The organism is Nocardia sp. NPDC055029, assembly GCF_053608525.1.
The window spans coordinates 130,244-151,280 of record NZ_JBSGVQ010000002.1 but is presented as its reverse complement, the minus strand read 5'-3'; the positions used below and the strand labels follow the sequence as shown (position 1 = coordinate 151,280).

The following is a 21,037-nucleotide window of genomic DNA, read 5'->3' as shown; positions in this document are numbered from 1 at the left end:
TCGTACGCAGGGCCCGCTGAATCAAGTGGCGAATTGGGGGAACCCCTGGCGTCGCTCGTACGTATGACAAGGCATGGAGATGTTCAACCGCAGACGTCGAAAGTCCAAACGCCGGAAGAAGTCAGACGCCGACGTGGTGGAGGACGGCGGAGTGGTGGCCGACGTGATCGTCGAGTCGGCGCCCTTCGTGGTCCGCATGTTCGGCCGTCTCGTGTCGGCGATCGTGCACGCGCTCACCTGAGCCAGACTGCGGGCGCATCGAGACAGGTGCGCCTGCCGGAGGGTGCACTGGCCCGCTCGTCGATCGCCAGGTCCGACGAGCGTGACCGGCTATTCGACGAGGATGACGACCAGTTGACGGGCCAGTTCGGCGTCGGCGGGACCGCCCAGCCAGACCAGAGGGCGTCGAGGGTCGAGTCGGTCGAGGGCGTCGGGGAGGGAGCCGAATACCCGGTCGGCGCGGACTACGCAGACTTGCGGGATCACTTCGGAGACGGCAGGACCACCGTCGACGTCCAGGGCCAGCGAACCGGTCGACGCGTCGCCCGCGACGGCGTCGCGGACCACCGCGTCACCGGTTTCGGTGGTGCCCGGGCCGCCGTGCACGACCCGGTGACCCGGTGCGCTCGCCCAGTGATCGAGCCAGGCCGGGCCCGGTTCGACAGCCGCCAGGACCGAGCTCGCGCTCATGCCGAAGAGCACATCGGCGACAGCGGCGGGCAGACCCGCGATGTCGACGGTCCGCACGAGGGAACCGTGTTCACGCAACCGCTCGGCGAATCGGGTGAGTACGGCGGCCCGTTCGGCCGGATCGACGTCGTCACCGTGGCCCGACGTACGGCGCATCGGCACCCGACGCTCGTCGTCGGGCAGGTCGAGCAGCCCGTCACGGACTCGGCGCAAGATCTCCTCGCGAGAATTCACTCGGGCACTCCCGTTCGTTGGCGACACCGGTGGACATCGCCGTTCACACATCTCTCACCCCACATACCGCGGGAATCACCTCGTTCGCTACCGTACCGACCGGTCTACGGTAGGCGGTCCGACGCTCCGAACCGAATGGCTAGTTTGTGGCAACCTGCGTGAAGCCGAGCATCCGCAACAACTGGTCGACCTGCACGTCGAACACTTCGGCCCGATCGGCGAAGGTATCGCGGCCGTACATGTCGAAAACGTCGAAGTTCACGGCACCGAACAGGGTCGCCCAGGCGGTGAGGGCGACAGCGATCAGCCAGTCCGGGGCGGCAAGGCCGAATTGCTCACGAATAGCGGAGAAATCGCCCGTGGTGGATGGTGAGATCACCGGTTCCGTGGCGGGGGCGCTGAGCTGCCCGGCGCGGTAGGCGGTGTCGACGATGCCGAGCAGCGTCGCGATCACCCGCACGCCGGGCGCTTCGGTGTCCTCGGCGGGCGCGGCATAGCCGGGCACGGGTGTGCCGAAGAGCAGGCCGTACCAGGCGGGCTCGGCCAGCGCCCATGCCCGGACCGTCCGCGCCACCGTCCGGAAGCGGGTCGCCGGGTCGTCGGGTGCGCCGGCCAGCGCGGCGTCGACCGCGTCGCCGAGCGCGTTGTAGCCGTCGACCACGAGCATGGTCAGCAGTTCGTCGCGGCTTTTCACGTATCGGTACACCGCCGAGGAGACAACGCCCAAATCACGGGCGACCGCGCGCAACGACAGCGCCGCGGCGCCCTGCGACGCGAGATGCTCCCGGCCGATCCGTTTGATGTCGGCGATCGTCTGGGCGCGAGCCAGTGCCCGCGGCCCTGGTCGGTCGGTACTCATCGACCGATCATCGCGCACCGGCGGCGCCGTGCAGACGGCGACGTTCGGCCGTGTCCTCGACCGGGTCCACCGAACCCGCCGCGCGTTCGATCTCCGCGGCGAAGGTCGCGCCGCCGACCTCCCAGGCCATGGCGAGGAACTGGTCGCGGAAGCGGCTGAGGTCGACGCCGATGTCCTCCCCGCCGTACCCCGTGCCCGCCGCGGCGCGAACCGTGCGCACGACATCGTCGGCGAGGTCGGCGATCCGTTCCCGGATCAGCGTGCGCAGCACACCGCTGAGGGTGATGTCGGTACCGACGTCGTAGAGCACGAGCGCGCCCTTGAGCATGGGGCGGTCGGGGACGAACCAGCTGTCGCCGCGACGCTCGAGGTAGCCCGCAGCGATCAGTTCGGCGAGGACGTCGGTGCCGCGGTCGCCGAGCAGTCCGGTCAGTTCGGCGTCGTCGACCAAGACCGCACGCTCCCCCGCCTGCGCGGCGCGCGGATCGAACAGCGTCCGCCAGTCACCGGCGCCGGGCGACGGTTCGGCGTCGAACACCTCGCGGATGGCGTCCAGACGCAACCCGCGGGCCTGCATGGCGACGATGTCGCGCAGCCGGTCCAGGTGCGCGCCGGAGTACACGACCTCCTTGCCCGCGCGGCCGGGTTTCGGCAGCACGCCGAGCGAGTGGTAGTAGCGGATCGTGCGCGCCGCCACGCCGCTGATGTCGGCGAGTTCCGCACGGGTGTATCGAGGCACCCGACCAGCATAGGGCCGATCCCGGCGAACTTTGACAGCTCTGGCTGTCGACGTTAGCGTTACCGACGTCACTGTCGACACCCTTCGAGGAGCCCTCGTATGTCCGATCGCACCACCGACTTCGACGTCTTGATCGTCGGCTCCGGCTTCGGCGGCAGTGTTACCGCACTGCGCCTGGTGGAGAAGGGATACAAGGTCGGCATTCTCGAGGCCGGCCGCCGATTCACCGACGACGAGCTACCAAAAACCAGCTGGGACCTGCGCAAATTCCTATGGGCGCCCAAGCTCGGCTGCTTCGGCATCCAGCGCATCCATCCACTGCGCGACGTGCTGATCCTCGGCGGCGCCGGTGTCGGCGGTGGTTCGCTGAATTACGCCAACACCCTCTACGTGCCGCCGGAGCCGTTCTTCCAGGACGCCCAGTGGCGCGACATCACCGACTGGCGCGCCGAGCTCACCCCGTACTACGAGCGGGCCAAGAAGATGCTCGGCGTGGTGCAGAACCCGCACATGACCCCCGCCGACGAGATCTTCAAGGCCGTCGCCGAGGACATGGGCGTCGGTGACACCTTCGTGCAGACCCCCGTCGGCGTGTTCTTCGGCGAGCCGGGCAAGACCGTGGCAGACCCGTACTTCGGTGGCGTCGGCCCCGAGCGCACCGGGTGCGTGGAGTGCGGTGACTGCATGGTCGGCTGCAAGTTCGGCGCCAAGAACACCCTGGTCAAGAACTACCTGTACCTCGCGGAAAAGGCCGGGGCACAGATCATTCCGATGACGACGGTCAACGCGCTGCGGCCGCTGCCGGATGGCACCTGGGATGTCGCGACCGAGCGCACCGGTGCCTGGGTCCGCAAGGACCCCAAGACCTTCACGGCCAAGCAGGTCGTCCTCGCCGCGGGCACCCTCGGCACCCAGAAGCTGCTGCACTCGATGCGCGATCAGGGTGTGCTGCCGAACCTCTCGGACAAGCTGGGCCTGCTGACCCGCACCAATTCCGAGTCCATCGTCGGCGCGGCGACCAAGACGCTGGCGCCCGGTCAGGACTTCACCAAGGGCGTCGCGATCACCTCCTCGATCCACCCGACCCCCGACACCCACATCGAGCCGGTGCGCTACGGCAAGGGCTCCAACTCGATGGGTCTGCTGCAGACTCTGATGGTCGACGGTGGCGGCAAGGTCCCGCGCTGGCTGCGCTTCCTCGGCGTCGCGCTGATGCATCCGCTGCTGCTGGTGCGCTTCCTGAGCGTGAAGAACTGGAGCGAGCGCACCATCATCTCGCTGGTGATGCAGCACCTGGACAATTCGATCACCACCTACACCAAGCGCGGCCTGTTCGGCGGCCGCAAGCTCACCTCCAAGCAGGGCCACGGCGAACCGAATCCGACCTGGATTCCGGCGGGCAACGATGTCACCCGCCGGGTCGCGGAGAAGATCGGCGGTGTCGCGGGCGGCACCTGGGGCGAGGTGTTCAATGTCCCGCTGACCGCGCACTTCCTCGGCGGTGCCGCCATCGGCGCCGACCGTGAGCACGGCGTGATCGACGCCTACCACCGTGTGTTCGGTTACCCCACACTCAGTGTCGTCGACGGCGCCGCCGTCTCGGCGAACCTGGGCGTGAACCCGTCGCTGACCATCACCGCCCAGGCCGAGCGCGCGGCCGCCTACTGGCCGAACAAGGGCGAGGTCGACACCCGCCCCGAGCAGAGCGTCGGCTACACCCGGATCGAACCGGTGGCCCCGCAGCAGCCCGCCGTGCCCGCGGGCGCGCCCGCAGCGCTGGTGCTGCCGATCGTGGAGATCCGCAGCAAGGAACAGACCGCGGGCTGAGATCCCAGAAGAGGCCCCGGACACTCGGTTTCGCACCGAGTGTCCGGGGCTTCTCGGTTTTCGCCACGCGGTCTCCATTCGGCCTGAGTATTACGCGGCGGCGACGGTCTCCGGTTGCGCACCTGCGGTTTTCACGGGCATCGCCGGCCACCAGACCTTGTCACCCAGTAGCTCGAACAACGCCGGAACCACCAGCGTCCGCACGACGAAGGTATCGAGCAGGATGCCGACGCCGACGACGATGCCCAGCTGAGTGAGCGTGATCAACGGCAGCACGCCCAGCACACAGAACACCGCGGCGAGGACCGCGCCGGCGCTGGTGATCACCGCTCCGGTCGAGGCGACGGCGCGGACCATCCCCTGGGTGGTGCCGTGCGCGGCCGCCTCCTCGCGCGCTCTGGTCACCAGGAAGATCGTGTAGTCCACGCCGAGGGCGACCAGGAACAGGAAACCGAACAGCGGAACGTTGGTGTCCAGCGCCGGGAACCCGAACACCGTGTCGCTGATCCAGCTGCCCGCACCGAGCGCCGCGAGCGCACTGAGCACCGTCACACCGACCAGCAGAACCGCCGCGGGGACCGCGCGCAACAGCGCCAGCAGGACCAGCAGCACGACGGCGAGGATCAGCGGGATGACCATCGCCTGATCGCGGCGGGCGGCGTCGCGGATGTCGAGTGCCTCGGCATCGGAACCACCGACGAGCGCGTCGGCATCGGGTACGTCACCGACCGCGGTCCTGATCGCCTCGACCGTGCTGAACGCCTCCACCGAGCCGGGTGGCGCGTCCAGGACGACAGACCAGCGCGTGGTGCCGCTACCGGAGGTGCCGGTTCGCGTGGCACGCGAAACACCCTGCACTCCTTCGAGTTCCGACTGCACGGAGTCGGCGGCGGTGGTGCGCGCGATCACTACAGCGGGATCGGCGGAGCCGGAGGGGAAGTGCGCGGCCATGGTCTGCAGGCCGTCGACGGATTCGGCCTCGACCCGGAACTGCTCGGTGCGGGAGAGCCCGATGTCGGTGGTCGCGAGCCCGGTCGCGAAGACGACCAGGACCGCTGACGCGGCGCCCGCGACGACGGCAGGGCGGCGAACCACCCGCATCGCCACGGCCGCCCAAATGCCGTGCTCGGCCGGATCACGACCGTCCGCGCTGGGCACGAACGGCCAGAAGACACCTCGCCCACACAACGCCAGGGCGGGTGGCAGGGCGAAGAGCACGAAGATCACCGCGACGACGAGTCCGGCCGCGGCGAACGCACCCAGACTGCGCGTATTGGGCAGTGCGGCCAGCAGCAACGTCAGCAGGGCCAGCACGACGGTGATGTTGCTGGCGACGATGGCGGGCGCGGCATGGCGCACCGCCGCGCGCAGGGCGTCGCGATGGTCGCGATGCCGATGCAGTTCGTCGCGGTACCGCGAGACCAGCAGCAACGCGTAGTTCGTGCCTGCGCCGAAGACCAGGACGCTGGTGATGCCGGAGGTCGAACCGTCGAAGGTCAGGCCGGTGATCTGGGCCAGCGCGGTGCCCACGCTGGTGGCTACGCGGTCGGCCAGGCCGACGACCGTCAACGGGACCAGCCACAAGATCGGTGAGCGGTAGGTGACGATCAGCAGCGTCATCACCACCAGCGCCGTCACGATCAGCAGCAGCGTGTTCGCCCCGGAGAACGAGTCGGCGATATCGGCCCCGAAGGCAGGCCCACCGGTCACCTGCACCCGCAGCTGTTCGGGCAATCCGGTGGTGACGGTGGCACGCAGCGCGTCGATCCGGTCGGTGAGCGCGAAACCGTTGAGGTCAGCGGACACCGGAATCTGGGCGATGGCGGCGCGACCGTCGGGCGCCGAAACGAGACGGGGACTGCCGGTCGAATGCACATCGGCCCGGACGAGCGCGTCCTCCAGCGCCGCCATGTCGGGAGCTGTCAGTACGCCGTCGTCGGTGCGAGTCGCCACCATGATCGCGGCGGCTTGCCCCGCGTCCGGGAAGTCCGCGGCCGCCGCGGCGGCCCGGGCGGATTCCGCCGACGACGGTAGCGACACCGGGGCCTGCCCAGCACTGTCGTTGCTGCCCGCCAACGCCATGACGGCCATCGCGGCCGCGAACACCACCAGCAGCACCGCCCACGATCGCCGTCCGGTGACCAGCCGGGCGAACCGGTCCCATCCCTGTCCACTACTCGCTCGCATCACGCGGGAAACTATTTCAGAAACTTAACTACCTGGCAATGCCGACCCCGCGGAGCGGATAAGCTCGCAGCCGGACCGAAAGGAGACACCGCGTGGACGAGGACACCGCGAACACCGACCCGGCCCTCGACCGGACGGGGCTGGAAACCGAGATCGCCCGGGATCTGCGCGCGCTGACCGCGATCTCCGAACAGATCGGGCACGTCTTCGCGCGGTCGAACGACCTGCGCCCGAACGACTTCCGTGCCCTCATGCATGTCGCGACCGCGGACGCCGAAGGCGCACCGCTCACCGCGGGCCAGCTGAGCAAGCTCATGGGCGTCTCCGCACCCGCTGTCACCTACTTGGTCGAGCGCATGATCGAATCCGGACATCTCGAGCGCGTCCCCGACCCCACGGACCGGCGGCGCGTCCACCTCGGCTACACCGACCACGGGATGTCCGTGGCAGCCGGGTTCTTCGGCCCCCTCAGCGCGCGCACCCGGGCGGCACTGGCCGACCTGCCCGACGCCGACCTGGCCGCCGCCCACCGAGTTTTCGTCGGGATCACCGCCGCCCTGCGCGATTTCTACGGCGAACTGCCGGGAGCGACCGCCGGCTAGGCAGTGTTTCGAAGTGGTAGATGGTTGCCGAACGCCGCTCGCTGGGTCAGCAGCCGAATGGCCTGGCTGTCCACCGGCGAAGGGCGCCCAGCTGTCGGAGGGTTCTGGCACTGTGCACGACTGACCGCTCGCCAACCAGGCACTTGCTCATGCGGAGGGTTCTTGTCACCGATGTCCATCGATCACTACCTCGCTCAGTTCGGCGCCACCGACCGCGCGCAGCTGGTTCCACTGCTGCAGCAGGTCAGACGGTCGCACCTGTCCGAACGGCGCAGCGCACTCGCCGCCCTCGCCGAAATCGGCTGGCACACTATCGAACCCGCCGACCTCGCGCTGCTGCATCGGTTCATCATGGCCAAGCTGGCACGCGAGCGGCCCCAACCCCTGCGAGCAGCGGAGGATTGCTTGTGGTGGGCGCTGCCCACCGATGACCAAGCCGCGGTACTCGACGCGTTCGGGCTGTCGGATCCGGTCCCGGCAACCGTCGCGATGGGCACCGTTGTGGCCTTGGAAAACCGACGACATCCGATCGAGGAGTGTGAACGGGTCTACGTCAGCCCCGTTCTCGATGGCTGGACGCTCGTATTCGGGGATCCGGCTTCGCACTACCCCCGTGACGACCGGCGGATCCAGGAGGCGCAGAAATCCTACGTCTGGGAGACGTTCATGCAGAACGAGTCCGATGACGTCAAACAGGCATGGCTCACCAGCATGTCGCGCCCGTCCAGGAATGAACGTTGTGCCGAGCTGAGCGGTCGATTCGGCGCAGCACACTGGTACAAGGAACCGGGCGACTACGAATGGGGTGGTTGGGGTATCGCCGAAAACGGCGAGATGATACGCGGGGCCGGCCTCGATGATCGCGTTCACGAGGACCCGGCGTTGTCTGGCGACCCCCACCCGTCCGAGCTGGGTCTGCGTGCCGAGCCGGTGTCGGAGTGGTTGCGCGACCACGGCTTCGCACCCGACGCCTGGGACGACATCGTCTCCGGCATCCTGTTCGGCCGGATCGGAGATCGGTCCGGCGGTGCGGATTTCACCGAAATTCGGGACTCGCAATGGGTGGAGTTCCAGCATCGGACAGGAATCCCGGATGCGATGACCCCCTTGCGTATCGCTGAACGGGCATCTGTGGGTCCGCTCACCCTGGGTCCGCAGACCCGGATGGCGGGCCACGGGGTAGTCGCGCTGACCGAGCGTGGGCGGCAAGGCGGCGGACACCGCGGCGCACTACCCGTTTGATCGGGCAGAGAATCCCCGGTGGCCCGTCACCGCCGGTGCGGTCACGAGGTCTCCGGTATGCAGTTGAATCTTGGTCGATCCACCAACTACCGGAAACCTCGCCACTGTCAAAGACACCGCCCCTCAACCAGTCTCACACCTGCGGTGTCATTTCGAGACACGCCCAGGCCCGACCGCGCGCTGACCCCCGCACCGATAATCAGCCCGAGGCCGTCCTCGTTCGCGACGGTTGGATATCGGCTCAATTGAGCCGAGTGTCGGCGAAGACCACCATCGCGTCGCGGTAGTACTGCGCGAGCCCGGGAGCGATCCGGTCGAAATTCACCGTATGAGCCGGATCGTCGAGGTACGTCCGGGCCAACTTCTTGAACGCGTCGGCGTCCGGATTCCAGGTCGGGCGGATCAACTGGTACGCGACGTCGATCTCGGCCTGAACGGAGCGGTCGCTCACCACCGTGCCGGATGCCATGAGCTCGGCCATACGAATCATCGCCGCTGTCGTTTCCCGTTGCATCCGCACTGTTTCCTCGGCGCTCAGCGAGTCGGTGAAGCGCTTCGACCGCTCCCGTGCCTGCTGCTGGTCCGGAAAATCGTCCAGCACCTCTGATTCGTACCGGCTCGGGTCGAAGCCTTCGAAAAGGTTCTCCGGCCTGTTGATCTCGACCATGCCCGCTGCTCCTTCCTGTCTCTCGAGCTCCTCGATGGTGCGGGCAAGGGTCTGCGCGACGCGAGTAAGGCGATCACGCTCGCGGATCACCCTCGTGTAGCGGTCGCGCAGAGCCTGCACGCGGTCGGTCTGCCGGTCGAGAATCGCTGCGATGGCGTCGAGCCCCAGGTCCAGCTCCCGCAACACGAGGATCTGCTGTAGCCGCAAGAGTTGTTCCGGCTCGTAGAAGCGGTAGCCGTTGCTACGGATGCCCGCCGGAGGGAGCAGCCCTCTTTCGTCGTAGTGACGAAGCGTCCGCGGCGTCACTCCAGACATGCGAGCTATCTCGGCGACCGACCAGGACACGCCCACACCTCCCGTTCAAACTCGGCCGGCCTGTCCGGCACCTCGACGTTAAACGTTGACGCAACGTGAACCTCAAGGCCCGGACCTGGGACGGTTGTCGGCCGCGGCCTCGACCAAGTCGAAACAGTGGCTGCGGATTGGTCGACGCCACCTGTCCGACCACGATGCCGGTCGTGGCGAAGGCGAGCAGGACCGTCGCGACGATCATTTGCTTGCGCATGTTCCAGCTTCTTGGCTCAATTGCACGATCCGCTGTAATCGAGCAAGGACCCACCGAGGTGCGACCAATCGCCGCACCCCGGTGAAATTGCCTCAGGCCTGGGCGTATTCAGCTGCGACGTCAAGGATCCAGGTGACACCGAAGCGATCGCGCAGCATCCCGAACCCGGGCGCCCACTGTGCCGGGCCGAACTCCTCGATGACGGTCGCCCCGTCCGCGAGTCGTCCCCACAGCGCGCCCACCTCCTCGACGGTGTCACCACGGACCGAGAGGAAGAAGGATTCCGCGGTGAGGGTGGCGCCGTTCTCGCGGCGGGTGGTCGGCGGGTCCTGGGCGACCGGCGCGTCCGCACCGGGCACGTCATAGGCCATGACCCGGAACCCGTCGTCGGCGACGACCTGACCGAACACCACCTTGGCGGCGTCGGGCAGCGCGGCGGGCATCCCGAAGTCACCGTAGGTCGCGACGGTGATCCGGCCACCGAACACCGACTGGTAGAACTCCAGAGCCGCGCGAGCCTGACCGTGGAAGTTCAAGTGAGCGACAGCGTTTACCGACATCTGACAGATCCCTTCGGAGTGTTTCGCCACCGGAGGACTCCGGCGACAAATTCCACCCTGTCAGCAGTACCGGTCAGGGAACGTCCGCTATTTGTGGCAGCCTGGACACATGCCGATCGCATCGTCGACAGCGACCTCCCGCCGCCTGCTCTCGCTGTTGTCGTTGCTGCAGGTCCGCCGTGACTGGCCTGGAATGCTGCTCGCCGAACGGCTGGCCGTGAGCGAACGCACGGTTCGCCGCGACGTCGAGCGGCTGCGCGAACTCGGCTACCCGATTCACGCGGTGAAGGGACCCGAGGGTGGTTACCGGCTCGACGCGGGCAGCGAGCTGCCCCCGCTCCTGTTCGACGATGAGCAGGCGGTCGCGCTCGCGGTGGCGTTACGGATCGCAGTCGGAACGGGAGCGGGTATCGAGGAGGCGGCCGCACGCGCCTTGACGACCGTGCGGCAGGTCATGCCCTCCCGCCTGCGCCAACGCGTCGACGCCCTCGAGGTGATCGCGGTCGAACCGGGCGGGCGCAGGGTAGATCCCCAGGTCGACACCGCCGTTCTGCTCGCGCTGAGCGCCGCCGTCCGGTCCGCGGAGGAGGTGCGGTTCGACTACCGGTCAGTGGCAGATTCACCGCATCCGGGGTTGCAACCGGCACGGCGGGTACATCCGCACCACCTCGTGGCTCGGGGTGGTCGCTGGTACCTGATCGGATGGGATCCCCAGCGGCACGATTGGCGGATACACCGTGCCGATCGGATGGCACTGCGCGTCCCCAACGGGCCACGCTTCACCCCACGCCAAGTACCAGGTGGCGACGTCGCCGCGTTCCTGTCCGCCCGATTCAAAGGCTCCGACAGCGCCGACAGCTGGCCCTGCCGGGGCGAGGTGATCCTCGATCTCCCCGTCGCACAGGTGGCACCGTTCGCCGGCGACGGAACCGTCGAGGAACTCGGCCCCGCACGAACCAGACTCCTGACCGGCTCCTGGTCCTGGCCCGCACTCGCCGCGACGCTGGCACGATTCGACACCGAAATCGAAGTGATCGGCCCGGACTCACTGCGTGACGCTTTCACCGCGCTGTCCCGGCGAGCCGCGCGGGCCGCACGCCCGAGGTCATGAGCACGTTCGAAACATATGCAGCGAGGACGAATTCTCACAGATCAGGAGTCAACCAAGACCGGCCTGCAGCAATGGTGAGGTAGGTTGTGGCGGCCATGAGGAGTCGCGATGAGGTCACGCACCGAATCGATCAGGTGTTCACGGGCTCGCTGCCGCTCACCGAGGACGAACTCGCACCGCCGAGTATCGACGCGCCGTACGTCATCGCGCACTTTCACGGCCGCTCGCGGGCAGATATCGATCGCGCGAGCTTTCTGCCCAGTCTGCACATGGAAGACTTCACGTACATGACCGCGCAGGCCGTCGAGTACTACCTCCCGGCGGTGCTGAAGCTGATGCTGATCCAACCGTACGACTTCGAGCTCTGGATCTTTCTCAGCAGCTATCTCCGCAGTGCGCGACGCGACGACGAGACGACCCTGCGCGGCCTCCGCCCCGCACAGCACGCCGCGATCGCGGACTGGCTCGAGTTCCTGTCCCGCGAGATCGACGAAATGATCGGATTCGATCGCAAGGACGCCGCGAAACTGGCGCGGCTCTATCGGCAGCTCGCGAACGCTGCGGCGTAGACAGGCGCTCGCGCGTTCGAACTCCGAGATCACCTCGGCCACGGTCTCCTCATCGCCCACGCGGGAACCGCCATGTGCCCACAGCGGGCCGTCGCAGTCGGCATCGATGAGCTGTCCGAGCGTGCGCTGGAACCACATTCGGTCGGGCCAGCAGCATTGGCTCGCCGTTCGCCAACGGCGCCCCTAGTTGGGCAAGAAGCGACGAGCCCAGTCGGCGAACTGCTGCCCGAATTCCGCCTGTGCCGTAGCGACAACCGCCTCCGGATTCTCGGCCACCGGCAGGCCGAAGTGCTGTGCGAGCCAGGCCGTGTACTCGGCGTGGCCCGTGCTGTGCGGTTCGTCCGACTCGCGCCAGAATGAGACTTCGTCCCAGTCCACCATGATCTCCGAATCGAAGCCGATGAGCTGGAAGAGCTCCCGCACATTACGTGCGACCACGTGCAGTCCACCCTCGTCCCCGAAAACCACAACAGGCAAGGCAGTGAGTTCCGCCTGGTCGTTAAACCGCCAGAGCGCATAGAACGAACCAGAACCATTCGCCTGCGCGAAGGGAACCAACCGGGTGGTGAACTCCGGGTTCTCCGACCAAGCCTCGAGCTCGGAGGTACTCCCGTACTCGAGCAACCCGAATCCGTTGGCGTAGTTCTCGAAGCCGATCCTGTCCTGCAGGTCCTTCAACAGGTTGAGCTCCATAACAGGGCAGTACACGGTACCCATTACCTCTCCATCAGGAGATCCCGTGGGGGTACCTGCCGGCCTCCAGCGAAGCCGCCAGCGCCTCCAGGGATCACTGTCCGATCATCGTAGCTAGACGAGAATAGGGACCGCATCTACGGAACTCGAGTATGGCGATCGTGGCACACAGTCTGAGATGATCGAACCCGGATGCCTCGTTGACCGACTCATCTTCAGCACCAAGACCATTGAGTGTTCGGGACGGTCGAGGTCGACTGCCGCGATAGGAGTCATGGGGTGGTGGCGACAGAAGCGATTTTCGGCTTCGTTGGTGTGGCGCTCGGTTCGTTGTCGACGTCGGTACTCACGATCTACAAGGAGCGATTCACGAGTCGTCGCGAGGCGGCTGCGCGAGATGTTCAGTTCGAACGTGAGCGCCAGTTGGCGCGCAACACCTTTCAGCGCGAGAGTGTTCTCGCACTTCAGGTTGCACTCGCGGACTTGATCAACGCCGCTGACGTCGAGCTCGACCGCGTCCTGACGATCTTCAAGGAGTCGGGCCAGTGGCCATCACGGCAGTGGGAAACCCCCACCGCGGTGGGCTGGTCCGACGCCGTCCTCCGGTTCGAGCAGGCGAATGCTCGTGTGTTCGATGACCAGTTGCAGACTTTGGCGACTGAGGTACGTCGTGCGGCATACGACTCGGTGTGGGCCGACAGCTTCGAATCCGCAAAGGACAATCACACTCGCCTGGTTCCGCTCCAGGCGGAGTTCCAACGTCATGTGGCGAAGGCACTGCCGTCACTGTATTGAGACGGCCCCTCTCCCTCGGGCGTGCCGCCGTCGAAGCCCTCAACCACGGCAGCGACATCCACGCCACGGTGCGCGCCGCGATCACCCCGCCGCCGGATACCGCCGACATCGACACGGTCGTGCGGATCGTTCAGCTCGATTTGATCGGCACCACATTGGCATACCAATGGCCTACTGACACCGCACCCGCCTCACCCGGTTCAATAGTCACTTACTCCAGCTATACCGGTCTCCGCGCCAGGGACATTCTCGTGGCGATCGATGGACGCCCCGTCGCGACCGCGACCGATATCCAGCCCTCATGGTCGAGCGCACCATCGGCCGACGCGTCGAGGTCACCGTGTGGCGCAACGGCGCGCTGGTCGACGTCGCCGCCGTTCCGCGAGAACTCTCCGACGGGCCCTACTAGGTGGCCGTGCCGTGTGCGCCGTCGCCGCGGGCTTCGATCGCCTCGACCGACTTCCTGAGCTCCTTCCCCAGGATGCGCGTGCCGAAGGCTCCGAGCACGATCGCGAGCAGCCGTCCCTTGAGGTTCTTCCCGTCGCGGACAACGACGACGTCCACGTCGGTCGTCCCAGCGGACTGCTGCGTGAGGGTGTAGGTGTGGCCAGAGGCGCCGCCCCACAGGTTGGAGTCGGTGGTCGTCATCAGGACGCGGTGAGGGTCGGTCCAGTCATAGTGCAGGCGTTCCCAGATGCCGCGCGAGCCCTCCGTGACGTCGGCATCATGAGGGCCTTCGTGGTGCACCTCGAGATAGTTGTCCGCGCTGTTGCCGAAGAGTTCCTTGCGGCCCGGGCCGAAATCGGTGAGGCCGGCGAGGAACTGCTCGGGCGTCGCGGTGGTGGTCTGGTGGAGATGGATCGTGGTCATGGCGCCTTCCCCGTGGAGTTGGATGATGCGACTGCATGACGGCCTGGATGGCGTCCCCACGTACGTCGGCAGCCTGCGTGGAGATGCCGGCCCTGTGGTCGAGGGTAGTCCGCCACCGCCCGCGCGGGGGTTCGGGAGATCGGTACCGCGTCCGCCCGCAACCATCCTGCGGTCGAACAACTCGGCGCCATCCCGGTCGACTACCGGGGTGACGTGCCGGAACAGGTTCGCGTAGCCCTCGCGCCAGGTGTCGACGACGAATCCACCGTCTGCGGTGAACAGACGGGGCAGTACACAAATCCGGTCAGAGCCAACCGCCGGCAGCGAGCCCGGCTGCGACCTGGCGGAGTTCGGATTCGGCTGGCCAGGCACGTCGAGCCGGTCGGTGCCATACTGCCGAGATCGGGCAGGCGAGGTTGACCGTTCGCCGACAGGCCGCGACAACGGGTTATGGCGAACGAAGAGGAAACCGCATCAGTGAGGTCGTCACTCGACTCGAGCAGCGCTACCCCCAGATCGACGCTGACACCGTTGCCGACATCGCCCGCAGCGCCTACCAGCATTTCTCGACGGCGCCGGTTCGGGACTTCGTTCCGCTTCTGGTCGAACGCAACGTCGATCGGGTCCTGTCGAACTCCAGTTGAGCGGTCGGCATGAGCCGCCAGGACGACGATCCCGACGTGGCTCAAGCCCGGGAATTCGTCGAGATGCTCACCGCGCACGCGGCGAGGCTCGAAACCGACATGGCACTGGCCGGCTCCCCGCAGCAGCGCGCCGCGTGGCAAGCCGACCTGCGCCAGATTCGCCGTTTCGTCGACGGTCTGCACCGCCGGTTCCCCGGCATGGCCGACGACTAGTTCGACCGCCACGCCGAGCGGCGGCTTCACAGCATCGTGACGTAGCCGCCCTACGGTATGCATGACAGCGCCGAATCCCCTACCAGCAACGACTGCGAAGTCGACGTCGTCTTCTCCACGGGGGCGTCAACTCGATGAACAGCTCCACAAGAACAGGGTGAGGTCGCCGTGCTGGTTGGTCGTGAGGTCGAACGGGATCTGGTGACGGCGTTCGTCCGCGGGCAGACATCCGAAGCCGTGTTGGTCATCCGGGGCGAGCCAGGGGTCGGCAAAACAGCGGTGCTGGACATGGCGGCAGAAATCCCCGCAGCGGGGTCAGCCAGTCAAGTTATGCATTTAAGGTATCAATGGGCGGATGGCCCGCCCGAGTCGATCTGGAGGTGAACGATGAACGAGACACTGAACATCGAGCCCGCCGAGATCTATGAAACCCCGCTGCTGGCCGAGGTCGGCGACTTCGCCGACCTCACCCAGGGCGCACCAATCGGCCCTGTCGAGGGCACTCATTCGTACATGAATGGCGCTGATTCGTACATGTATTAGGGCCGCAGCCAGCAGCTGAAGTGAACTGAGGTGCCGGTCCGCGGCCGTCCGCGGGCGCGGACCGGCACCCATCGACCCCGACGGGCAGGACGGGTCCGTTCATCGAAGAAGCAGGCGAGATGTCAGGAGCTGACTGCGAGGTGAGCGATACGTCGGCGTGCTGGTTCGTGATCGTCCCGGACCGGGCAGCGCTACCTGCCGTGCTGACCCGGTTGCGGGAGCGGGCCGACCAGGTGGTGTCCTACCCGTCGGGGCGGCCGTGGCTGCTGGGTTCCTGGCCGCCCCAGGAGATGCGCCTAGCAGTGGTGGGCGGGCGGATGCTGGCAGTGGTGGGCACCTCCTCGGCGACCACCGCAGACCTGACCGCCCGCCTCGAGGGTGTGCACGCGGTCGCGGACCTGGAGGCGGCGCTAGGCGGTGTCCATGGCAGCTTTCACGTGGTCGCGGCCCTGGACAGACATGTGTACGTGCGTGGGAGTGCATCCGGGGGGCGTCGCGTATACCGGACAAGTATCGAGGGGGTGACCGTGTGCGCGGACCGGGCGCGGACCCTGGCTTGGCTCACCGGTGCCGACCCGGACACCGCCCAGCTCACGGCCCGCCTCGCTGTCGGGTTGCCGCACCCGTTGGCGGGTGCGGCGATGTGGCATGGCGTGGACACCGTCACGCCCGGTGAGGCGCTGCACCTGGACCCAGACGGGGCCTGCCGCACCATCAGGTGGTGGCACCCCCCGGCTGCGGACCTGCCCTTGGCGCAGGCGGCCAGTCGCCTGCGTGAGGCCCTGCGTGAGGCGGTGGCGCTGCGGGCTCGCCCGGGCTGGGTGCTGGCCGCGGACCTGTCCGGCGGCATGGATTCCACCTCACTGTGTTTCCTGGCCGCCGAAGCCGGAGCCCGCCTGGTCACCGCGACCCTGCACTGGAGCGCCCCCGGCAACCTCGACCACCACTACGCCCGCTACGCCGCCGACCATCTGCCCCACATCGAACACCTGACCTTCCCCTCGGACGAGCTGCCCGGCTGCTTCACCGGCCTGGACCAGCGACACGACCCACTGGACGAACCCTCGGCCCTGTTGCGCGACGGGGAGATCCAGCGCCACCTCACCCACGCGATGCGCGCCCGGGGAGCCACGCTGCGGCTGTCCGGTCACGGCGGCGACCACGCCGTCTCGCCCCCCGCCTCCTACCTCCACGAGCTGCTGCGCCACCACCCCCGGCTCGCACTGCGCCACACCGCAGGGTTCAAGGCCCGCCACCGCTGGCCGCTGGGCGCCACCGCCCGCATGCTGCTGGGCGGCGGCTCCTACCCGGCCTGGCTGACCGCGGCCGCCGGCCGCCTCCGCGAACCCGCCGTTTCCGCATCCACGCCCGAGACATGGGGACAGCGGATTGTCCTTCCGGTGTGGGCGAGCACGTTGGCCGCCGACGAGCTCGCCGGGTTACTGTGCTGCGCCGCCGAACAGGCCGAACCGCTGGCCGCCGACCCCGGTCGGCATGCCTGGATCCACCAGATGAGGGAAGCCGGAAGGTTGGCCGGGCTCATCACCGACGCCGGCACAGCGAGGGGGCTGCCGGTCGACAGCCCGTTCTGCGACGACGCCGTCCTGACGGCCTGCCTGTCGGTGCGCACCCAGGAAGCGGGCGACCCCTGGTCCTACAAACCACTGCTGGCCGCCGCGATGAAGGGTCTGGTGCCCGAACACCTCCTGGCCCGCACCACCAAGGACCACTGCGGCCACGAATGGTACGACGGCCTGAAAACCCACTCCCGCCAACTCGCCGACTGGGCCGACACCTCGCATCTGGTGGCCGCGGGCCTCGCGCAGGAGAACGAGCTACGGCGTGTCCTGCTCAGCCCGGGCCTGCACACCGGCGGCTGCGCCCAGTTGGAGTACACCCTGGCGACCGAGGCGTGGCTGCGCGACCTGGCAACCCATCCCGTCCCCGCCTACCTCACCCCTACCAGCCCACATGAGGAGCATCCCGTTGACACAGCTGCGCACTGACGTCTCCTGCTGCCCCACCCAGGACGGCATGGTCCTACTCGACGAACGCGACGGCCGCTACTGGCAGCTCAACACCACCGGTGCCGCCGTCGTCTCGGCGCTGCTCGACGGCGCTACCCCTGAACAGGTCGCCGACCGGCTCGCAGCGACCCGCCCCGTCGACCGCGACCGCGCCGGGGCCGACGTCGCGGCTTTACTCGACCACCTCACCCGCGTCGGCCTGGTGGTGAGCGCCCCGTGAGCCAGATCCTCGACACCGGACAAACCCGCCCACCGCTGGGCCGCCGTATCGCCGCACGCACCGCCGTCGTAGCCGCACGGCTGCTGGCTCGCCTCCCGCCCCGGCGCCTGCGCACTGTCCTGCACGTGGCACGCCGCGGATCGGTGCCCGCCGACTACGCCACTGCCCTGCGGGCCCGCCAGGACGTGACCGCCGTCAGCGTCGCGTGCTCGGGCCGGTACTGCCTGCAGCGTTCCCTGGCTACCACCTTGCTGTGTCGGCTCGGTGGCACCTGGCCCATCTGGTGCACGGGAGTACGCACTCCACCCTTTGCCGCCCACGCCTGGGTCGAAGCGCAGGGACGCCGCGTCGGCGAGCCCGAGGACACCGCCACCTACCACACCCTGCTCACCGTCCCCCCATGCTGACCTCGACTTTCCCTGTGCGGGTTTCGGGGGGGCCTGTCGGCTCACCGGCCTCCTGTGTCGGTGTTGCCTGCGCTGGAGTCGACATGTCCGCAAAGGGCCAGGTCGCTGACGACCTTCGCACGTACAGGGACTGGACTACACCGGAGAATCGATCCAGTACGCAAGGAGTGGAATTCGGCTGGATCCGGCAACGCCACCGCCAGCAGCGGATCGAGCACATGCTCGACTGGAATCCCAGATCTTCACGGCGCTGGCCGACATCCGACTGTGGACCAAACACCCGTTCGCGATCACCCGAGCCCGGCCGCTTCCGCTGGAGCGTTCGGAAAACGACCGTTTACCGAACACGCCCGAGCCGCTGTGATGTCCGCATAGGCTGGTAGAGCACTGATCGTCGACTGGCAAGCGGGTCCGTATGACACAGATTCCGTCAATCCTGAGTGCGGTTGCTGCCACCCTGGCCGCCGTCCTGTCATTTGGAACGCTCTACGTCACGGGGCGACGGGAGCACCGGAGGTGGTTCCGAGAGTCCCTCGTCGATGCCTACGTGGAGTACCTCGAGGCGAGCTTCTCCGGTAGTGCCGCACGCACTCTGGAGCTGCGGGCGGTGGGCGACGCTGCTGGCGTTGTCGATCAGAAGGAGAAGGCTGAAGAAGGCCGCAGCCGCGCGATGGCGAGCTTGAGCAGGCTGCGTCTGATCGCGCCGCGTGAAGTCGTTGTCGCGGCTGAGAAATTGCATCTCGCCGATATGGATGTGATGGCCGCCGCGTTCAATGGCTCCGTCCCGCCGGACGATACGTGGCGCGCAGCACGACAACGGCAACAGCAGCATCGGGACCGGTTCATCGGCGAGGTCCGGAAGTCTCTGGGAGTGGGGAGTCAGTCCAACGTGACTCTCAGCGGCCCATGGAGGTACAGCGCCCGGGACGGGCAAACTGGACCTGCGTTGATGGGCTGACCTCAGAAGAACTCGGGTCGGTCTCCGCGCAACGGTTGCGTCAGATCCCGCAGTTTGGGCGACCATGATTCGGTGGATTAGACCAATGAAGGCGCCCCGTCTGGGTAGAACATGGGCAACCGAAGAAGCGGATTCCCGTGGCGTTTCGGGTTGCCCGGTACTGCCGCCGCCGTGCGCTGGTGCAGTACTGGCCCTGGTTCGGGGGTGTAGTGGGGTTCATTGTTCCGGCGGCTGTGGCGGCGGGGAGTGTTTCTTCGGCCAGGGTGGCAAGGCGCTGAGTTCGAGGTATATCGGGAGCCCCGATGATCCGTGCCGGCGTGGACGCAGTCCCACGAGTCGGTGGTGTCCATCTCACTCCATGTGGTGGCGACCAGAGTTCGTCGCGAAGTCCTGACGGTGGTAGCCGACTCGCTGACATTCGGGGAGGCAGGCATCGCGACGGCCGTGCCTGGCTGCCGCACCGAAAGTGATGATCGCGCGGAAGTTTTCGGGTGTCTGGCTGGGGACAACGAGGAGCTGACCTTCGCTGCGATGGAGGGTGACTTGGTCCGACATGGGGTCTCCGATTCCGATGCGGCGGACCAGTAGTACATGGGCCGCCGATGGCTTATGGTCGTGCTCGCGTTCATGTCGAGCGCATCGAGAGAGAGGCAAGAAATGGCTGTGGCCAGCACTGAAAGGCACACCCTCATCGGTGATGTGCACCTGCTGCTCACCGACGACCAGGGGAGGATCCTGTTCGGCCGGCGAGCTGGCACCGGGTACGCCGATGGCGCCTTCCACCCGCCCTCGGGACACCTCGAGGCCGAGGAGTCGGTTGTCGAGGCGCTGCGGCGTGAAGCCGCCGAGGAGATCGGTGTGCAGATCGCGCCCGAGGACGTCGAGTTCGCGCACATCATGCACAACAGCTCGTCCGGCGGGCGCGTCGCGTTCTTCTTCCAGGTCCGGCAGTGGGAGGGCGAACCGACGAACATGGAACCCGACAAGTGCGATGCGCTGGAATGGTTCGCCGCCGACGCTCTCCCAGCGGACATGATCCCCTACTGCCGGGAAGCACTGGGCCACATCTCCTCCGGCAAGTCACTGTCACTGTTCGGCTGGTGACAGGTGACGGTGGGGACCGTAACCTCTCTCACCGGTCCCCACCGTCGCTAGACCTCGTCAGATGAGCTGCCACTCATCGAGCGAGGCGATCAGTTCCTCGAGGCGCTGCGGGGACATGCGTTTCTCCACAGCGTCTTCGAGGGATTCCTTCGTGGCCCCGTATTGCCACCAGGACTCGCCGTTCTTGGCGTCCATGACCAGGAACCGTTCCTTGATGGCAGGGCCGCGCAGCACCAGCGACACGGTGCCGGGTTCGGCGACCACGGCGTGAACAGCGCTGTGGTGCAGCGCGTAACTGGCCCCGACTCGTTCCTGGCGGACGTGGACCGCGCGCAGGCTCGAAACGTCTATCTCGGTATCGAGTTGGGCTTCGCCGTAGAGCCGGTGCTGGTATTCCCCGCGCAGGATGCGGCTGGCGTAGGTCCAGCGGTGGTTGTGCGGGCGGTCGTAATAACCGGGGCCGAAGATGTGCAGGCGCAACCGGATTCCGGTTTCGAGGTCGTCGTGCAGCACGATCTTGTCGAGGATGTCGTAGTGCTCGCACAGTGCGGCGAGATCGGGGTTGTCGGGCAGCGTGGTCAACTCGCGGCGCAGCAGGTACTTCTGGGCGGCGAGCAGTTCGAAGGACTTGCGGGTGGCCGACTCGACAGCCTCCACGTCGTTCCAGTCGAGCGAGCGAAGCGGTTCGATGACGGTTTCCATGGTGTGCAT

25 protein-coding genes are annotated in these 21,037 nt (G+C 67.2%); 15 read left to right on the top strand and 10 right to left on the bottom strand.

Annotation, left to right across the window (positions count from 1 at the left end; all coding sequences use genetic code 11):
• Nucleotides 1-73 precede the first annotated feature (73 nt).
• Complete coding sequence (locus ACWF9G_RS02570; protein WP_452513126.1) at nt 74-241, top strand: hypothetical protein; 168 nt, start codon at nt 74-76, stop codon at nt 239-241.
• An 89-nt stretch (nt 242-330) separates the two neighbouring features.
• Here the strand turns inward: ACWF9G_RS02570 and ACWF9G_RS02565 are convergent, their stop codons facing one another.
• From ACWF9G_RS02565 to ACWF9G_RS02555, 3 genes are all read right to left on the bottom strand, one after another.
• Complete coding sequence (locus ACWF9G_RS02565; RefSeq protein WP_379305813.1) at nt 331-924, bottom strand: hypothetical protein; 594 nt, start codon at nt 922-924, stop codon at nt 331-333.
• A 139-nt stretch (nt 925-1,063) separates the two neighbouring features.
• Nucleotides 1,064-1,783: a TetR/AcrR family transcriptional regulator gene (locus ACWF9G_RS02560; RefSeq protein WP_452513124.1), complete on the bottom strand. Its 720-nt coding sequence runs from the start codon at nt 1,781-1,783 to the stop codon at nt 1,064-1,066.
• 7 nt (nt 1,784-1,790) lie between these two features.
• The gene (locus ACWF9G_RS02555; protein WP_452513122.1) at nt 1,791-2,522 is read right to left on the bottom strand and encodes a MerR family transcriptional regulator; all 732 of its coding nucleotides are present in this window, start codon (nt 2,520-2,522) and stop codon (nt 1,791-1,793) included.
• Between the two features lie 99 nt (nt 2,523-2,621).
• On the opposite strand from ACWF9G_RS02555, the gene ACWF9G_RS02550 reads away from it, so the two are divergent.
• A complete protein-coding gene (locus ACWF9G_RS02550; RefSeq protein WP_452513120.1) occupies nt 2,622-4,349 on the top strand; it encodes a GMC oxidoreductase in 1,728 nt (575 codons plus the stop codon).
• Between the two features lie 90 nt (nt 4,350-4,439).
• Here ACWF9G_RS02550 and ACWF9G_RS02545 read toward each other — a convergent pair whose 3' ends face one another.
• Nucleotides 4,440-6,536 carry an MMPL family transporter gene (locus ACWF9G_RS02545; RefSeq protein ID WP_452513365.1) on the bottom strand — a complete coding sequence of 699 codons (2,097 nt, stop codon included), beginning with the start codon at nt 6,534-6,536 and terminating at the stop codon, nt 4,440-4,442.
• A 92-nt stretch (nt 6,537-6,628) separates the two neighbouring features.
• On the opposite strand from ACWF9G_RS02545, the gene ACWF9G_RS02540 reads away from it, so the two are divergent.
• Nucleotides 6,629-7,138, top strand: coding sequence for a MarR family winged helix-turn-helix transcriptional regulator (locus tag ACWF9G_RS02540; RefSeq protein WP_379305805.1), 510 nt, complete (start codon nt 6,629-6,631; stop codon nt 7,136-7,138).
• A gap of 171 nt (nt 7,139-7,309) precedes the next feature.
• Nucleotides 7,310-8,380 carry a hypothetical protein gene (locus ACWF9G_RS02535; RefSeq protein ID WP_452513118.1) on the top strand — a complete coding sequence of 357 codons (1,071 nt, stop codon included), beginning with the start codon at nt 7,310-7,312 and terminating at the stop codon, nt 8,378-8,380.
• A gap of 241 nt (nt 8,381-8,621) precedes the next feature.
• On the opposite strand, the gene ACWF9G_RS02530 is transcribed toward ACWF9G_RS02535, so the two are convergent.
• Nucleotides 8,622-9,392 carry a MerR family transcriptional regulator gene (locus tag ACWF9G_RS02530; protein WP_452513117.1) on the bottom strand — a complete coding sequence of 257 codons (771 nt, stop codon included), beginning with the start codon at nt 9,390-9,392 and terminating at the stop codon, nt 8,622-8,624.
• A gap of 312 nt (nt 9,393-9,704) precedes the next feature.
• A complete protein-coding gene (locus tag ACWF9G_RS02525) occupies nt 9,705-10,172 on the bottom strand; it encodes a VOC family protein (RefSeq protein ID WP_452513115.1) in 468 nt (155 codons plus the stop codon).
• A 109-nt stretch (nt 10,173-10,281) separates the two neighbouring features.
• Here ACWF9G_RS02525 and ACWF9G_RS02520 point away from each other — a divergent pair, with 109 nt between their 5' ends.
• Entirely contained in the window at nt 10,282-11,283 is a 1,002-nt protein-coding gene (locus ACWF9G_RS02520; protein WP_379309586.1) for a helix-turn-helix transcriptional regulator, read from the top strand.
• Nucleotides 11,284-11,378: 95 nt separating this feature from the next.
• Nucleotides 11,379-11,852 carry a hypothetical protein gene (locus ACWF9G_RS02515; protein ID WP_379309585.1) on the top strand — a complete coding sequence of 158 codons (474 nt, stop codon included), beginning with the start codon at nt 11,379-11,381 and terminating at the stop codon, nt 11,850-11,852.
• Between the two features lie 183 nt (nt 11,853-12,035).
• Here ACWF9G_RS02515 and ACWF9G_RS02510 read toward each other — a convergent pair whose 3' ends face one another.
• Nucleotides 12,036-12,569: a hypothetical protein gene (locus ACWF9G_RS02510; protein ID WP_379309584.1), complete on the bottom strand. Its 534-nt coding sequence runs from the start codon at nt 12,567-12,569 to the stop codon at nt 12,036-12,038.
• A gap of 255 nt (nt 12,570-12,824) precedes the next feature.
• On the opposite strand from ACWF9G_RS02510, the gene ACWF9G_RS02505 reads away from it, so the two are divergent.
• On the top strand, nt 12,825-13,340 hold the full coding sequence (locus ACWF9G_RS02505; RefSeq protein ID WP_452513112.1) for a hypothetical protein: 516 nt from the start codon (nt 12,825-12,827) through the stop codon (nt 13,338-13,340).
• A gap of 405 nt (nt 13,341-13,745) precedes the next feature.
• On the opposite strand, the gene ACWF9G_RS02500 is transcribed toward ACWF9G_RS02505, so the two are convergent.
• Nucleotides 13,746-14,210 (bottom strand): hypothetical protein, encoded by a 465-nt coding sequence (locus tag ACWF9G_RS02500; protein ID WP_379309581.1) that lies wholly within the window; start codon nt 14,208-14,210, stop codon nt 13,746-13,748.
• Nucleotides 14,211-14,626: 416 nt separating this feature from the next.
• On the opposite strand from ACWF9G_RS02500, the gene ACWF9G_RS02495 reads away from it, so the two are divergent.
• From ACWF9G_RS02495 to ACWF9G_RS02465, 7 genes are all read left to right on the top strand, one after another.
• A complete protein-coding gene (locus ACWF9G_RS02495; protein ID WP_379309580.1) occupies nt 14,627-14,854 on the top strand; it encodes a three-helix bundle dimerization domain-containing protein in 228 nt (75 codons plus the stop codon).
• A gap of 9 nt (nt 14,855-14,863) precedes the next feature.
• Entirely contained in the window at nt 14,864-15,067 is a 204-nt protein-coding gene (locus ACWF9G_RS02490; protein ID WP_452513109.1) for a hypothetical protein, read from the top strand.
• Between the two features lie 387 nt (nt 15,068-15,454).
• Nucleotides 15,455-15,610 (top strand): lasso RiPP family leader peptide-containing protein, encoded by a 156-nt coding sequence (locus ACWF9G_RS02485; protein WP_452513107.1) that lies wholly within the window; start codon nt 15,455-15,457, stop codon nt 15,608-15,610.
• Between the two features lie 140 nt (nt 15,611-15,750).
• Complete coding sequence (locus ACWF9G_RS02480; RefSeq protein WP_452513105.1) at nt 15,751-17,616, top strand: asparagine synthase-related protein; 1,866 nt, start codon at nt 15,751-15,753, stop codon at nt 17,614-17,616.
• Nucleotides 17,597-17,857, top strand: a complete 261-nt coding sequence (locus ACWF9G_RS02475; protein ID WP_379309575.1) for a lasso peptide biosynthesis PqqD family chaperone — start codon at nt 17,597-17,599, stop codon at nt 17,855-17,857. The genes ACWF9G_RS02480 and ACWF9G_RS02475 overlap by 20 nt, the downstream gene beginning before the upstream one ends.
• Nucleotides 17,854-18,264: a lasso peptide biosynthesis B2 protein gene (locus ACWF9G_RS02470; RefSeq protein ID WP_452513103.1), complete on the top strand. Its 411-nt coding sequence runs from the start codon at nt 17,854-17,856 to the stop codon at nt 18,262-18,264. The genes ACWF9G_RS02475 and ACWF9G_RS02470 overlap by 4 nt, the downstream gene beginning before the upstream one ends.
• A 415-nt stretch (nt 18,265-18,679) precedes the next feature.
• Nucleotides 18,680-19,222: a hypothetical protein gene (locus ACWF9G_RS02465; protein ID WP_379309573.1), complete on the top strand. Its 543-nt coding sequence runs from the start codon at nt 18,680-18,682 to the stop codon at nt 19,220-19,222.
• Nucleotides 19,223-19,573: 351 nt separating this feature from the next.
• Here the strand turns inward: ACWF9G_RS02465 and ACWF9G_RS02460 are convergent, their stop codons facing one another.
• Nucleotides 19,574-19,777 (bottom strand): hypothetical protein, encoded by a 204-nt coding sequence (locus ACWF9G_RS02460; protein WP_452513101.1) that lies wholly within the window; start codon nt 19,775-19,777, stop codon nt 19,574-19,576.
• A gap of 102 nt (nt 19,778-19,879) precedes the next feature.
• Here ACWF9G_RS02460 and ACWF9G_RS02455 point away from each other — a divergent pair, with 102 nt between their 5' ends.
• A complete protein-coding gene (locus ACWF9G_RS02455; RefSeq protein ID WP_452513364.1) occupies nt 19,880-20,326 on the top strand; it encodes an NUDIX hydrolase in 447 nt (148 codons plus the stop codon).
• 57 nt (nt 20,327-20,383) lie between these two features.
• Here ACWF9G_RS02455 and ACWF9G_RS02450 read toward each other — a convergent pair whose 3' ends face one another.
• Nucleotides 20,384-21,037: a hypothetical protein gene (locus ACWF9G_RS02450; protein WP_452513099.1), complete on the bottom strand. Its 654-nt coding sequence runs from the start codon at nt 21,035-21,037 to the stop codon at nt 20,384-20,386.